Origin of the sequence: Flavobacterium soyae, from assembly GCF_045348165.1 — a bacterium.
GTDB lineage: Bacteria > Bacteroidota > Bacteroidia > Flavobacteriales > Flavobacteriaceae > Flavobacterium > Flavobacterium soyae.
Window position 1 is genome coordinate 3,077,182 of sequence record NZ_CP150845.1, and the last position, 15,021, is coordinate 3,092,202.

15 protein-coding genes are annotated in these 15,021 nt (G+C 32.1%); 2 read left to right on the forward strand and 13 right to left on the reverse strand.

Features of this window, described 5'->3' with window-relative positions:
• Positions 1 to 149 precede the first annotated feature (149 nt).
• The 8 genes from AABD74_RS13205 to rsfS all read right to left on the reverse strand — a co-directional run bounded on the left by AABD74_RS13205 (position 150) and on the right by rsfS (position 10,209).
• A complete protein-coding gene (locus AABD74_RS13205) occupies positions 150 to 4,331 on the reverse strand; it encodes a two-component regulator propeller domain-containing protein (RefSeq protein WP_406843161.1) in 4,182 nt (1,393 codons plus the stop codon).
• Positions 4,332 to 4,575: 244 nt separating this feature from the next.
• Positions 4,576 to 5,358 (reverse strand): superoxide dismutase, encoded by a 783-nt coding sequence (locus AABD74_RS13210; RefSeq protein ID WP_232682499.1) that lies wholly within the window; start codon positions 5,356 to 5,358, stop codon positions 4,576 to 4,578.
• Between the two features lie 9 nt (positions 5,359 to 5,367).
• Positions 5,368 to 5,637, reverse strand: a complete 270-nt coding sequence (locus tag AABD74_RS13215) for an acyl-CoA-binding protein (RefSeq protein ID WP_232682500.1) — start codon at positions 5,635 to 5,637, stop codon at positions 5,368 to 5,370.
• A complete protein-coding gene (locus tag AABD74_RS13220; protein WP_232682501.1) occupies positions 5,638 to 6,291 on the reverse strand; it encodes a phosphatidylserine decarboxylase family protein in 654 nt (217 codons plus the stop codon).
• Positions 6,281 to 7,171 carry a phosphatidate cytidylyltransferase gene (locus AABD74_RS13225; protein ID WP_406843162.1) on the reverse strand — a complete coding sequence of 297 codons (891 nt, stop codon included), beginning with the start codon at positions 7,169 to 7,171 and terminating at the stop codon, positions 6,281 to 6,283. Before AABD74_RS13225 ends, AABD74_RS13220 begins: the two co-directional genes overlap by 11 nt.
• 1 nt (position 7,172) lies before the next feature.
• Entirely contained in the window at positions 7,173 to 7,778 is a 606-nt protein-coding gene (locus AABD74_RS13230) for a lactate utilization protein B/C (RefSeq protein WP_232682503.1), read from the reverse strand.
• 116 nt (positions 7,779 to 7,894) lie between these two features.
• A complete protein-coding gene (gene ftsH / locus AABD74_RS13235; RefSeq protein ID WP_232682504.1) occupies positions 7,895 to 9,820 on the reverse strand; it encodes an ATP-dependent zinc metalloprotease FtsH in 1,926 nt (641 codons plus the stop codon).
• 17 nt (positions 9,821 to 9,837) lie between these two features.
• Positions 9,838 to 10,209 (reverse strand): ribosome silencing factor, encoded by a 372-nt coding sequence (rsfS, locus tag AABD74_RS13240; RefSeq protein ID WP_012024667.1) that lies wholly within the window; start codon positions 10,207 to 10,209, stop codon positions 9,838 to 9,840.
• A 92-nt stretch (positions 10,210 to 10,301) separates the two neighbouring features.
• Between rsfS and AABD74_RS13245 the strand changes: the two genes are divergently transcribed.
• Entirely contained in the window at positions 10,302 to 11,030 is a 729-nt protein-coding gene (locus AABD74_RS13245; protein WP_406843163.1) for a biotin--[acetyl-CoA-carboxylase] ligase, read from the forward strand.
• Between the two features lie 180 nt (positions 11,031 to 11,210).
• Here the strand turns inward: AABD74_RS13245 and AABD74_RS13250 are convergent, their stop codons facing one another.
• Positions 11,211 to 11,603: an SRPBCC family protein gene (locus AABD74_RS13250; RefSeq protein WP_232682506.1), complete on the reverse strand. Its 393-nt coding sequence runs from the start codon at positions 11,601 to 11,603 to the stop codon at positions 11,211 to 11,213.
• A 201-nt stretch (positions 11,604 to 11,804) separates the two neighbouring features.
• Positions 11,805 to 12,449 (reverse strand): orotate phosphoribosyltransferase, encoded by a 645-nt coding sequence (gene pyrE, locus AABD74_RS13255; RefSeq protein ID WP_053473537.1) that lies wholly within the window; start codon positions 12,447 to 12,449, stop codon positions 11,805 to 11,807.
• Between the two features lie 7 nt (positions 12,450 to 12,456).
• On the opposite strand from pyrE, the gene AABD74_RS13260 reads away from it, so the two are divergent.
• Positions 12,457 to 13,056 carry an NUDIX hydrolase gene (locus tag AABD74_RS13260; protein WP_232682507.1) on the forward strand — a complete coding sequence of 200 codons (600 nt, stop codon included), beginning with the start codon at positions 12,457 to 12,459 and terminating at the stop codon, positions 13,054 to 13,056.
• Positions 13,057 to 13,128: 72 nt separating this feature from the next.
• Here AABD74_RS13260 and AABD74_RS13265 read toward each other — a convergent pair whose 3' ends face one another.
• The 3 genes from AABD74_RS13265 to AABD74_RS13275 all read right to left on the reverse strand — a co-directional run bounded on the left by AABD74_RS13265 (position 13,129) and on the right by AABD74_RS13275 (position 14,907).
• A complete protein-coding gene (locus tag AABD74_RS13265) occupies positions 13,129 to 13,731 on the reverse strand; it encodes a hypothetical protein (protein ID WP_406843164.1) in 603 nt (200 codons plus the stop codon).
• Between the two features lie 36 nt (positions 13,732 to 13,767).
• Positions 13,768 to 14,103, reverse strand: coding sequence for a cyclic-phosphate processing receiver domain-containing protein (locus AABD74_RS13270; RefSeq protein ID WP_406843165.1), 336 nt, complete (start codon positions 14,101 to 14,103; stop codon positions 13,768 to 13,770).
• 456 nt (positions 14,104 to 14,559) lie between these two features.
• Complete coding sequence (locus AABD74_RS13275) at positions 14,560 to 14,907, reverse strand: cyclic-phosphate processing receiver domain-containing protein (RefSeq protein WP_406843166.1); 348 nt, start codon at positions 14,905 to 14,907, stop codon at positions 14,560 to 14,562.
• Between the last annotated feature and the right edge of the window lie 114 nt (positions 14,908 to 15,021).

The window sequence follows — 15,021 nt, forward strand, 5'->3', positions numbered from 1 at the left end:
GTTAGAGATGTTTTTAAAGTTTTACGATAACGATTGAAATAATTATCGTTTATAAAATTAGCTGGTGCATACAAGAAACAGTGTACACTATTTCTTCAAAAGTGTACACTTGTGTTTATTGTGTTGGTATTTAGTTAGTTGTGTTTATTTTAGCTCTTGGTTTTATATTTGAGCTGGTAATTTTTTGGGGTAGTATTATATAGTTTTTTAAACTCGCGGTAAAAATAAGAGCGATTATTAAAGCCAGACGCATAGCAAACTTCAGATACCGTTAAAATATTCTTTCGTAATAATTCTGCAGCATATTTTAATCTGATGGTTCGAATCAAGTCGCCCGGCGTAAAACCAAAAATTTGTTTAATTTTTCTATACAATTGCGAATTGCTGATACCTAATTCTTTTTCGATATATAAACTCTGAAGATTTTCATTATCGATATTGCGGCGAATTAGTTCTATTACTTTTTTGATGAAGTCTTTTTCGTCATTATTAATAGGCAGAGAAGCAAGGTTTTCAATAGGGGTATCTTGCGTAAAATGTCTTGATATTAACTCTTTTTCTTCCAGAAGTTTTTGAACCCTTATTAGTAAATGATCTGGATAAAATGGCTTTGCGATATAAGAATTGGCACCGCTTTCTATTCCTTCAATTCGATGCAGGACAGAATCTTTTGCGGTTAGCATAATAAAAGGTATATGGCAGGTTTTAAGATCGTTCTTGATTATTTTACAAAACTCAATTCCGTCCATAAAAGGCATCATCACATCGCTGATAATAAGGTCAGGAATTTCATTTTCAATAATTTTTAAAGCTTCTAAACCGTTGTAAGCTGTGATAAGTTTATATTTTTGATCTAATAAATCATTAAGAAGCAAATGTATTTCTTTTTCATCTTCAACAACTAATATCGCTTTTCGATCATCTGTAATATGGCTTAATGATGAAATTTTGTCCGGAGTTTCTTCATCTTTAACCGGAGTTTCTTCCAAAATATTTTTTAAATGATTTGAAATTAGAATAGGACTTACTGTACTATCCAGTTCTTTTTCATCAAACGAAGCTTCATTGCAAGGAAGTAAAACAGTAAATATTGTTTCGATATTTTCCTGACTTGAAACAGAAATTTCGCCTCTTAATGCCGTAATTAATTTTTTTACATACGCCAGGCCAATACCGGTTCTAAACATTGTATTATCCGTTTCGGTATTTAATTTAGCTAAGAAAAACTGATCAAATAATGAATCTGATTCTTCTTTCGAAATCCCTTTTCCTGTATTGGTTATGGTAATATTTAATTTTTCTGTGCCAATGTTCTTAATGCTGAATTTTAAGGTTATTTTTCCGTTTTCTGGTGTATATTTAAAAGCATTCGACATTAGATTAAAAACGATTTTTTCGATTTTATCTTTGTCAAACCAGCCCAATAAAACTGGAGGAATATCAAGTGAATAGCTAATGTTTTTTTCGATTGCCCATTCATCAAACAATTCAGCTATTTGTTCGATTAAATTTACCAAATCAAAGTTTTTCACATTTACTTCAATATGATCAAATTCGGCTTTTCTAAACTCTAGTAATTGCTGCGTTAGAAACAATAAACGCGAAGAATTTCGCTGAATCATGTGGATGAATTTCGTGTTTCTTTCGCTGAGGTTTGTTACTTCCGAAAGTTTTTGAATTGGACCAACAATTAAAGTAAGCGGCGTTTGAAATTCATGCGCTATTTCTGTAAAAAAAGTAAGCCTATTTTCATGTATTTCCATTTCCCTTTTCCTAAATAAGATATTTTGGTTTAAGGATTGACGTTTTTTGTAATAACTCTGAATAAAAAACGCAAAAGCCAATAGGAGCAGGGCATAAATTAAAAAAGCAATGTTCGACTGCCAATATACCGGTTTTACGCATATATCAACAGCATGAACCGGTTTAGTCCAGACACCATCACTGTTTGACCATTTTATCCATAAAGAATAGTTTCCTTTAGGAACGTTTGTAAAAGAAATAATTCTTCGATTATCAATAACATTCCAGTCTTTGTCAAAATTCTTTAATTGATAAGCATATTGACATTTTTCAGTATTGATAAAAGTCAGGGCAGTTAATTCAATGTCAAAGAAATTTTGATTATGATTTAAAACAATAGAAGGATGAGAAGTAGAATTTGGAGCAATAACCAATCCTTGATAATAGGGCACTGGCTGATTCTGCCCGCTTATTTTATCAATGAAAAGATCTGGAATCACACTTGACTCTTTTATATTTTGAGGTAAAAAATAATTAAAACCTTTTATACCGCCCATAAATATAAAATCAGATTTTAAATTTTGATAAAAAGCCCCATCAGCAAATTCATTGTTTTGAAGACCTTCGTTTTTAGTGTAATTCGTAAAATTTAATTCGTTGACATTAAAATTAGAAAGACCAAAATTGGTGCTTAACCAAAGATTATTTTTTTTATCACAAACAATTCCGTGAATCGTATTATTAGGAAGACCGTCTTTTACCGTAAAACTTTTAAATACGGGTTTTCCATTTTTTGTTTCCAATAAGTTTAAACCCAGACTAGTTCCTATCCAAAGCCTGTTTTTAGCATCGGTTACCAAACATAAAATATCATTGTTGGATAAACTTTCGGCATCATTTTTATGATTTCTGTAAGCATAAAACCGTTCTGATTTGATATCAAATAAATTTAATCCGCCTAAACGAGTGCCAATCCAAAGTTGATTTTTATTTTTTGGAATTATCGAAAAAACAATATTACTGCTCAATTCATTGCCTTGATTATTATTGGCCGCATAGTTTTTAAAATCAGAAACTTTTAGATTATTTCCTAAATGCTCAATCTTAAAACGAAACATGCCATAACCATTAGTTCCAACCCAGATAAACCCATTTTCATCCTGATAAATAGAATAAACAGATTTAAAATAAGCACAAGCCTCGCTACCTATAATTTCTCTCCAGGTAAATAATTTTGATTTTTTCGAATCATAAACGGCAATACCATCGCCATCCGTACCAATAAAAATTAAATCATTTTGTCCTTTGTGCAAAGAAAAAACTGCATTATTTATGGCACTATTATTTTCGTTGTAATTTTTGTAATCTAGTGGTTTTTCAGGATTTAAATAAAAATTTGAAGAGAATTTAAACAAGCCCTTTCCTTTTGTACCAACCAGAAAAGAATGATCTTCTAATTCTAAAAATGTTCTTACAATGGCACCATCTAATTCTGGAATCTCTGCTTTGGAAACCAGATTAAAAGGTTTTTTTAGCGGACTTATTTTAAAAATTCCGTCGCCATCTGTTCCTGCCCAAAATATGTTTTCGTTTCCCTGAATGAGAACAGTAGTTTTGTTTTTTAAATGTTTTAGCCAATCTTTTTTTACCTCAACACCATTTTGATCTAAAACAGCATATCCTGATTTGTCCAGAACGATAAGACCATCAGAAGTTTTTCCTATAATTTTTTCAATATGGTTTTTATTGAAGGGGACAATTTCATTGTTTAAAGAATATAAATTGCTTTTTCCGGTTAGCGATACAGTAACTATTTTTTGTTTCGAAATTTCATCAAACGACTGAATGTTTTTTGAAATGAGTTGTATTCCTGAAATTGCTTTTTTACCGCTTTTGGCTGTTTTAATGGATAATTTGTAGAGATCATTATTTTCAAATAAAACCAGCAATTCACCTTTTTGTGTAAACTGCATTTTTTTTACCGCTTTTTTAGGAAGGTTTTTTGAATTTAATAATTGAAAAGCATCATCTTCAAAATAGCCAATTCCCCAATTTTTTGCAGCACAAAAAACTCTTTTAGAAGAGTCCAGCGCCATGTTGAATTCAGATTCAGATAATGGAGAGATGTCTTTTCTTGAAAAATAATACCGCTGAAAAACGCCCGTTTTTTTATCAAATCGGTTTATGCCGTGTATGGTGACAATCCAAATATTTCCCTTGCCGTCTTCATCTATTTTTAAAATAACCTGATTGCTTAGGCTGTTTTCATTATTAGCTTCCGGTCTGTAAATTTTAAAATTGCTGCCGTCATATCGGTTTAAACCATCCCAGGTTCCTATCCAGAGTAAATTGTCAGAATCCTGAAAAATAGCATTAATAGAACTGTTAGAAAGCCCTTTATTATTATCCAATTGCTCAGACGAATACTCTATATCAATTGATTTAGAGTTCTGATTATGGATATGTAACGGAGTAGTTTTTAAAAACGAACTCTTTTGAGAATTATTGACAGAAACGGCTTTCTCTCTATTGTCACATGAAAAGAAAATCATCAGAACAAAATATAAGAGAATAGATTTAATTTTCACTGTACTTTTTTTTAATCGTTTCACCCGGCATAGTCATCTTTCGTTTACTCAAAAGTTATATCGTTTCGTTTGTGATATGATTCCTGATTTAAAGAAATTTTTTCACAATGTTTAAAGATATATGAATATGCATTGCCACGCTATGATTTTTGTCATATTTTTTGCCTTTGATTAATAAAGAGCTTATGTTTGAAAAATAAGAACATAAAAAAAGCTGGTACTTTTTAGTACCAGCTTTACTTTTTTATACTTTCTTGACCTTTTTGAGGGCTTCGACATAATATTCGTTTACTTTTTCCCAGTTTATATGTCCATAAAAAGCATCGATATAACTTCCTTTTCTATTTTGATAATCCAGATAATAAGCATGTTCCCATAAATCAATGCCTAAAATTGGCGTTCCGGGAATTAATGCATTTTTCATTAACGGATTATCCTGATCTTCTGTAGTCGTAATTTGTAATTTTCCGTATCTGTCGACAACCAGCCAAACCCAGCCAGAACCAAATTGTTTCTCTGCCTGACCTTTAAATTGATTGGTAAGATTATTAAAAGATCCAAATTCTTTATTAATAGAACCCGCAAGAGTATCTTTTGGAGTCTGCTCTTTTGGGGTCAGAATATTAAAATAAAGCGTATGATTGTAATATCCGCCGGCATTTTGACGAAGTTTTAGATTACTAAGAGGCATTTTTTTTAAAATATCCTCAATAGGCATATTTTCAAACTCAGTTGAAACAATTTCTTTATTAAGATTATTTGTATACGATAAATAGTGTTTTGAATAATGTGTTTCTAAAGTTAAGGAACGTAAAGCTGGACTTAATCCGTCGTAGGTAAAAGGCAGTTTTGTAAGTTCAAATGAACCTGGATCTGCTTTTACGTCATTTGGAGAACCAATCGTTATTTTTTCTTCCTTAGTTGGCAGCGGAACTTCTACAACTTCGGTTAGCTTATTGTTATCATTACAAGAAAATAATAGAAAAAATGAAGCTAAAATGCTAAAACGAGTAATGTTTTTCTTCATAATATTAATTTATTTTGATGTTAGTGAATTAATGATTTCGATGTAATTCTCTTTGGCTTCATCTGTTGATAAATGACTAATCTGCATCCAGGCATTAGTTTTAAAAGCATTTCTCAAATCAAAATTCTCAGACTGATTGTAAACGGCAGTTCCAAAAGTTGCCTGTTTATAAAACGCATAAAGTCTTAGCTGCACATCTTGCGGCAGCGAGGCCTGAGTCATTTTCATTGCAATTTCAACAGCCTCATTGAAGCGTGTATCTAAATCTTTTTCTGCCATTTAAGCTTTTGTAGCAATAATAGTTTTTCCCCCAATTGCTTTTTGGTTTAAAACCACATTAATTGGTGTACCTAAAGGTAAAAATAAATCTACTCTCGATCCAAATTTGATAAAACCAGCATCAGTTCCCTGAATTACCTGCATTCCTTCCTGAGCGTAGTTTACAATTCTACGTGCTAATGCACCGGCAATTTGTCTGTAAAGAATTGCACCAAAAGTATCATTTTCGATTACAACTGTTGTTCTTTCGTTTTCCTCACTAGCTTTTGGATGCCATGCAACCAAAAATTTCCCAGGATGATATTTACTGAATTTTATAATTCCGTCCATCGCATAACGAGTAACGTGAACATTGATAGGCGACATAAAAATAGAAACCTGTAAACGTTTATCTTTAAAATATTCACCTTCATAAACTTCTTCAATAACCACAACTTTTCCATCAACCGGAGCAAGTATGTGATCGCTGTTTCTAACGGCAATTCTTTTAGGATTTCTAAAAAATTGTAAAATAATGATCAAAATCAATAATGCTGCTATTTGAACAAGCATTCTTAGCCAATTGATATCAATAAATCTATCAGCAATTACAAGTACGACAACAGTAAAAACTGTTCCTAATAAAATAGATGGGGCTCCTTCTTTATGAAACATAATATAAAATTTGATAAAATAAAAATATAATTGGTGCTACAAATATAACACTATCTAGTCGATCTAAGATACCTCCGTGTCCCGGCATTATGGAACCGCTGTCTTTAATACCGGCAATTCTTTTAAATTTCGATTCGATCAAATCACCGATTGTTCCAAAAATACTCACGATTAAAGCAATAATAGTCCATATTAAAATAGATTTACTGCTAAAAGCCGGATTAGGCTGTATATATAATTTTGATATTAAAAATCCTGCAAAAGCCGCAAAAAACATTCCGCCTAAAAAGCCTTCAATTGTTTTTTTGGGAGATACGCGTTCGAATAATTTATGTTTTCCCATTGATTTTCCAACCAGATACGCAAAAGTGTCATTTGTCCAGATTAGCACAAACAGACCTATGATAATCTTTGGGTTGTAATCATTTGTTCCAAAAGAAATTTTTACGATAAAAAGAAAGGGTAATGTAATATATCCTAAAAGATATAGATATTTTGAAGAAATGCTTACTTTTTGAACGGAGTCATAAAATAAAAAGATAATACATTTAACAGATACAACTAGTGTAATAGCCAAAAGTACAAGATCTAGCTGCTGGATATTGGTTTCTAAATCAAGATTTGATTTAAAAGTATCGTTTAAATAAGCAGAAGTTTGTTTGTTGTAATGGCTGATTAGTATTACGGTTGTATAGAGTAAAGTTCCAAATAAAATAGCAAAGACTTTATTAAAGTTTACAATATTTGAAAATTCATAAATGGTAATAATTAGAAAAACACCAAAAAGTATGATAAAGCTTTCAGTAGAAAACAAGATTGACGTTAACAACAGAGCAATATAAACAGCACCAGAAAGGGTTCTTTTAAGCGTTTCGTTCATCTTAAAGATCTTCTAAGAGCAATAAATAAAGGTTCTTGGCAACACTTCCGTATTGGGTAAAATCTTCTTCTTTTGCTTTTTCGAAATATTTTATTGTGGTGATATTAGTTGGAATGTCTCGATCGTATTTACGTTTAATGGCAGTTAAACCATCACTTTTCATTGGGAGAATTTGACTTGTTGTGGCAATAATTACAATATTTGCTGGTAATTCGTTTGGTTTATTTTGTCTGATCTGTTTTGAAGAGAAAAGAATAGAACCTTCATCTGAAATTAGATTTTCGCAGCTTGCTAATAAAAATTTAGGTTTTGACGGTGCAATATAGAATAATTTGTTTTCTTCTAATAAATGAAAAAGAGCCGGCTCGTAACACAATACTTCACTTTCAAACCAGTCGTTTTCTTCTAAAATATTTTCGAATTGTTCTGCAGCTTCCTGACTGTTTTCACAATACAAAAATTTACCGCCATTTTTCTTGAAGTTGAAAATGAATTGTTCGTCTAAAGACAAATGACTATTTGGGGCAGGAGTTCCTGCGTACTCACTTTCGTGTTCTTCGTCAGAAGCAGATTCGCCGGAACCAAATATTTTTTTGAAAAAATTCATTTTTTATATGAAATACTTTACATGTTAATTGAAAACGTTCAAAGATAAAAAAATCTTAATTCAAAAGGGTATTTTGAATTAAGATTTTAAAAAATATTGTGTATTTAATGAATAATTTACGAAACGACTTCTTCTAAATTTTTGTCAAAAGTACGTTTTCCGAAAATTGCTTCTAAGTCATCTTTAAAAATAACTTCTTTTTCAATTAATATATCAGCAAGCTGATTTAACTTGTCTTTGTTTTCTTGTAAAATTTCAATAGCTCTTTGGTATTGACCTTCAATTAATTCTGAAATTTCTTTGTCAATAATTTTTGCTGTCTCATCAGAATATGGTTTTGAGAAGTTGTACTCACTTTGTCCAGATGAATCATAATAAGTGACATTTCCAATTTTATCGTTCAAACCATAAATCGTTACCATTGCACGAGCCTGACGTGTTACTTTTTCTAAATCGCTTAATGCTCCAGTCGAAATTCTGTCAAAAGTTACCTTTTCAGCAGCTCTTCCTCCCATAGTAGCGCACATTTCATCAAGCATTTGATCTGTTCTTACGATTTGTCTCTCTTCTGGCAAGTACCATGCAGCACCTAAACTTTGTCCGCGGGGAACAATAGTTACTTTAATAAGCGGGGCAGCATGTTCCAGCATCCAGCTTACAGTAGCGTGACCTGCTTCGTGAATCGCGATTGCTCTTTTTTCTTCTGGAGTAATAATTTTATTTTTCTTTTCAAGACCTCCAATAATTCTGTCAACAGCATCAAGGAAATCTTGTCTGTCAACTGCAGGTTTGTTATTACGGGCAGCGATTAAGGCAGCTTCGTTACAAACATTTGCAATATCAGCACCAGAGAACCCCGGAGTTTGTTTTGCTAAGAAATCAAGATCCAGACCTTCAACTTTTTTGATAGGAGCTAAGTGAACTTTAAAAATTTCAGCTCTTTCGCGAATGTCTGGTAAGTCAACAAAAATTTGTCTGTCAAAACGTCCTGCACGCATTAAAGCTTTATCAAGAACGTCGGCTCTGTTTGTTGCAGCCAAAACAATTACATTAGAGTTTGTACCAAAACCATCCATTTCTGTCAATAACTGGTTCAAAGTATTTTCTCTTTCGTCGTTTCCGCCAGACATGTTGCTTTTTCCACGGGCTCTACCTACAGCATCAATCTCGTCGATAAAGATAATTGCCGGAGATTTTTCTTTTGCCTGTTTAAACAAATCACGTACACGAGATGCACCAACTCCCACAAACATTTCAACGAAATCAGAACCTGATAAAGAGAAAAATGGAACCTGCGCTTCACCCGCAACAGCTTTTGCTAATAATGTTTTACCAGTTCCAGGAGGTCCTACAAGTAAAGCTCCTTTAGGGATTTTACCTCCAAGATTTGTATATTTTTCAGGGTTTTTAAGGAATTCTACAATTTCTTGTATTTCTTCTTTTGCACCTTCTAAACCTGCAACATCTTTAAATGTAGTTTTGATATCTGTTTTTTCATCAAAAAGTTTAGCTTTCGATTTTCCAATATTGAAAATCTGTCCGCCTCCGCCAGCGCCTCCGCCAGACATTTTACGCATAATGAATATCCATACACCAATAATAATGATGATAGGAAGTAAGCTGATTAAAATATCGCTCCAGTTATTTTTTTGAAGGAAATTGAAATCTTTTAGTTTGCCTTCGCCAACTGCTTTTTCAAGTTTTGTTTGAAAGATTTGGTCGTTACCAATCTCTAAAGTATAATGCGGCCCTTTGTTTGGGTTTTTAAAAATATCTTTAGAAACTTTTTCATTTGCCGGATCTTTAAGAGCTGCAGCAGTTAGGTATACTTCAGCTTCGGCTTTGTTATAAACGATAACTTTTTCAATTTGTCCTTTTTCTAATAAAGTATTGAATTTAGAAGAAGTCAATTGAGCAGGTTCGCTTAAATTAGATCCACCGGTTGCAAAACTTATAAATAAAAAAACTAGAAGTATTGCAGTATATATTAACCAGGGACTTATTTTAAATTTACTCGGATTTGGATTATTATCTTTAGCCATTTAGAAAAATTTTTCTTTTAGTATTTGTTTTCGATTGTAGTTATTTTGGCGTCACCCCAAAGGCTTTCGATATTATAGTATTCACGAATGTGTTTTTGGAAAACATGTACCACGATATGCACATAATCCATAAGAACCCATTCTGCGTTATCGGTTCCTTCTACGTGCCAGGGTTTGTCTTTTAAGTCTTTAGATACTGTTTTTTGTATTGAGTTTACAATGGCGTTAACTTGGGTATTTGAGCTACCGTTGCAAATGACGAAATAGTCACAAACCGCTGTGTCTATATCTCTTAAGTCAAGAATGTCGATATCATTTCCTTTTACTTCCTCAATCCCTTTGATTATGTTCGCCAATAGAACATCATTATTAATAGTCTTTTTCGCCATGAATTATTTTATATGAATTTGTAAAGTTACCAAATTTTGTGATTATTTTTGAACCTTAACAAAATATTAAATTAAGATATTTAAATTATTTAATGAAACTAATCAAACTCGATGCCATAGATTCTACAAATGATTTCTTAAAATCGTTGTCAAGTCAGGATGAACTGGAGAATTTTATGGTGGTAACGGCTGAAAATCAGACAAAAGGCAAAGGGCAAATGGGGGCAAAGTGGAGCTCTGAGAAGGGTAAAAACTTAATTATGAGCGTCTTGGTAAAAGATTTTCTGTTTGATAATGAGCAGGTTTTTAATTTGAGTATTGTAGTTTCCTTAGCGGTTTTAGAAACTTTAAAATCGTTAAATATTCCTGATTTATGTATAAAATGGCCAAACGACATAATGTCATACAATAAAAAAATTGGTGGCATACTAATCGAAAATACCCTAAAAAGCGATGGCAGGATAGTGTCAGTTGTCGGAATCGGAATAAATGTCAATCAAACTAATTTTGAAGAACTGCCTCGTGGATCTTCGTTGGCAGTTATCTCCGGAAAAACTTTTGATAAAAACGATCTCACAATTTTAATTACAGAAAAAATAAAAGAAAAAACCGAATTATGGAAAACGACATCTTCCGTTTTCTGGGAAGATTATTTTAATTCGCTGTTCAAAAAAGGAATTCCAATGCCTTTTAAAAACCTTCAGGACAAAAATTTCATGGGAATTATTCAGGGCGTTTCTTCTATTGGGAAATTGCAGGTTTTATTGGAAGATGATTCTGTTTCAGAATTTGAGATAAAGGAGATCCAGATGCTTTACTAGGAGGTTCAAAGGTGCAGAGAGGCAAAGGTTCAAAGATTTTTTGCTTAAAATAAATCTGCAGAATCTGCCAGATCTGCGTGAGAAAAAAATCATTTTAATCCTTTTAATCTGTGTCAAAAAAAAGCCCGACAATTAAATCAGGCTTTTCATTTATAATTCACAATTAATAATTAACCATTATTAAAGTTTGTTCATATTGTTTGCTAAAGTTTCAATAAACTTACTGATTGGACCTTTAACCATCATCGCCATCATAGCGTTGAATTCGCCTTCAAAGAATAATTGAACGGCACTTTCTGAATCAGAAATAGTATCAATATTTGAAGTTAAAGTAAACGGAAGTTTATCACTTGCAGCACCCAGAACAATTTTGTTTGGCGCTGCCTTATCTTTCATTTTTAATTTGATTTCCGGCATACCTTTCAATCCAAAAATAAAAGCATCTTCGCCTGTTACTTCAAATTTAGCGATGTTATCCGGCATTAGTTTTTCAAAATTCTTAACATCAGTCAGTTGATCGAATAAATCCTGAGCTGATTTCTGAACGGTAACTTTTGGACTTTCTAAGTTCATATAATATTTTGTTTTTTTATTTGTATGTAGCAATCAAAATAAATTCCAATTTTTTAAATTCCAAATCCCAAAAAGAGCGAAGCGATTTTTAGAAAATCTAAAATCTAAAATCTAAAATCTAAAATCTAAAATCTAAAATCTAAAATCTAAAATCTAAAATCTAAAATCTAAAATCTAAAATCTAAAATCTAAAATCTAAAATTACTCTTGCCCCCAAGTCGATGGGCTTACGCTCCATTCTTGTAGAGTAGATTGCTGGTCTTCTGTTATATATTGTTTTTGAACTGCTAAATCTAAAAGATTTTCGTAGTTGCTTAATGTAAACAAGTCAACATTAGCATTTTTGAAATTCTCTTCGGCAACATTAAAACCATAGGTAAAAATCGCTGCCATTCCTTTAATATTAGCGCCTTCATTGCGTAAAGCTTCAACAGCAAGTAAACTGCTGTTTCCTGTACTGATTAAATCCTCGACAACTACAACATTCTGGCCTTTTTGAAAAAAACCTTCAACTTGATTTTGTCTGCCATGTTTTTTTGGTTCCGGACGAACATATACAAACGGAAGCCCTAGACTTTCGGCAACTAAAATTCCAATTCCAATGGCTCCAGTAGCAACACCGGCAATAACGTCAGGTTTCCCAAATTGTTTTTCGATGTTCTTGGCAAACTCATCACGAACATAGTTTCTGATGCTCGGAAATGAAAGAATTAACCTATTATCGCAATAAATAGGAGATTTCCAACCAGAAGCCCATGTAAAAGGATTTTCGGGATTCAATTTAATTGCATTTATTTGCAAAAGCAATTCGGCTGTTTTTTCGGCAGTATCTTTATTAAAAATCATAGTACAAATGTATAAAGTTTTTGTGAACGACAAACCACTTTTTTTGACAAATGAAATCTCCCGCGAGACAGATTTTCAATTGTTCTTGTTAGAAAGTATTGATATCGAACAGCTTATCATAAAAATTTTTCAAAATAAAATTCAAAAAGCCATTTTATATCATCCTGACGAAAGTGAGATAATGAAAACCCTTAAAGCCAAAATTCCGGTAAATAAAGCCGGCGGAGGTTTTGTGTACAATAAAAAAGGTGAGGTTTTATTTATCTTCAGAAACGGAAAATGGGATTTACCTAAAGGCGGAATCGAGAAAGGCGAGGACATTGAAGCCACCGCCATGCGAGAAGTTGAGGAAGAAACCGGCGTAAACCAACTTCGTATTGTTCAAAAACTTCAAAAAACCTATCATATTTTCAAACGCAACGGAAAATACAAACTCAAAATCACGCATTGGTTCGAAATGCATTCTGATTTTGAAGGAATTCCGTATGGACAAATCGAAGAAGGAATTGAAAAAGTTGCCTGGCTAAATCCGGAACAGATCAAAGACGCACTTAAAAACTCGTATGAGAATATTAAGCTGTTGTTTCAGGAGGAAAAAATCCAATAATAAAAATTCCAAATTCCAAAGATTATAAAATTGGAATTTGGAATTTAAAAATTTGAGATTTAGATCTTTTTGTTATAATTTATTTAGATCATTAATGTTAATCCATCCTTTTATGATCTTTTTTCCTTTGTAACTACAATATGCTTTTCCGTTTTCAATTTTTTCGACATAAACAATATTATTTTTAATTAAATACATTTTTGTTTTACTAAGGTTAGAGTTTTCTTTAAAAAAGAACGATTTGTTTTTATTTACATATCTAACCTGTATCCAATTACTTTTATTTTCCAGCTCAAACTGTTCAGGCTTATCTGCAAAATGCTGTACATTCCAGCACCCGCCATGTTCTTCTGGAAGTTTTATTTTAATTGTTTTGTTATTAATTATCTCGATTGTTCCTAAAATTACATCATCTCCCTTATCTTCCGGATAATAAGTTTTTACGCTAAATTTTTTCCTCGTAACTTTTCCTTCAATATAAAAAATGCATGAAAATTTCGGGTTGTTTGTTTCTTCATCTAATCCGGTATAATTTTCAAAATAACCAGTCAGCATTTTAGACGATTCATTGTAAGAAAGATTCATTCCAAATTCATATTCGCCCGAAATTAATTTTTGCCCAAATACAAGATTTGAAAATGATATAAGTAAATATGCTAACAGTATGTTTTTCATATTAATTTGTAATAATCGTTGAATAGAAAAAACTTTTTAATCTTTCAAATGGTTAATATAATTATCAAGTAATCCCAAAATTTGTTTACTGGCAACAGGATTAGCTGAATGCACATTGAATTTTAGATTCTTTAAATCTATTCCAGATTCATAAACGAGCCATTTAGCGCAAACATAACCATCTTCGGCAACTTGATCATTTTCATCAAGACCTAAATCATTATTAAAACTAATTAATTCAGAAAGTCCTTTTTCAAGAATTACTTTTTTAAAATCGTGAGAATTTCTAACCACAATGAAATCATCATTAGTTAATTTTTTGTAAACCATATTTACGTCTCTAATATCGTCGAGAAAGAGTTTGTATGTCATCTTTTAGTGAATATAAAAATGAATTTGAATAGCGTCCAGCTTTAGCTGGATGATAAAATTTAAACGTAACAAACAGGCTTTAGCCAAAAAAAAAGCCGATTAGGCTGAAGCCTGTTCGATTGGTATTTTAATTCCCCTAGCTAAAGCTAGGGGCTATTATAAAATCTTTGTGGTTTTAAAAAAACTAAAGTACACGATAAAACAGGATACTGCAAATGCGCCTTTACATAATAAACGGAATGCTTGTAAATCCAATCCGCTCTGCGAAGTGTTTGTAATTGCTGTGCGAAGTCTCCTGACTTCGTACCCGTTTCTATATTCCGTTTCAAAATTATTTTTTACTCTCTTTGTGGACTATTGGAATGAGTACAAAGTCAGGAGACTTCGCACAGTAATAAGAGAGTCTTGCAAATGAGTAACTCGAAGAGCAGATTAAAAGTCAAGATTTTACAAATATTAATTCATTGCTTGACTTCTTAAATGTTTAATATAATTATCAAGCAAACCCTGAATTTGTTTACTGGCAACAGGATTAGCCGAATGCACATTGAATTTTAGATTCTTTAAATCTATTCCAGATTCATAAACCAGCCATTTGGCGCAAGCGTAACCATCTTCGGCAACTTGATCATTTTCATCAAGACCTAAATCATTATCAAAACTAATTAGTTCTGGCAGTCCTTTTTCAAGAATTACTTTTTTAAAATCGTGAGAATTTCTAACCACAATGAAATCTTCATTAGTTAGTTTTTTATAAACCATATTTACATCTCTAATATCGTCGAGAAAGAGTTTGTATGTCATCTTTTAGTGAATATAAAAATGAATTTGAATAGCGTCCAGCTTTAGCTGGATGATAAAATTTAAACGTAACAAACAGGCTTTAGTCCAAAAAAAACCGATTTGGCTGAAGCCTGT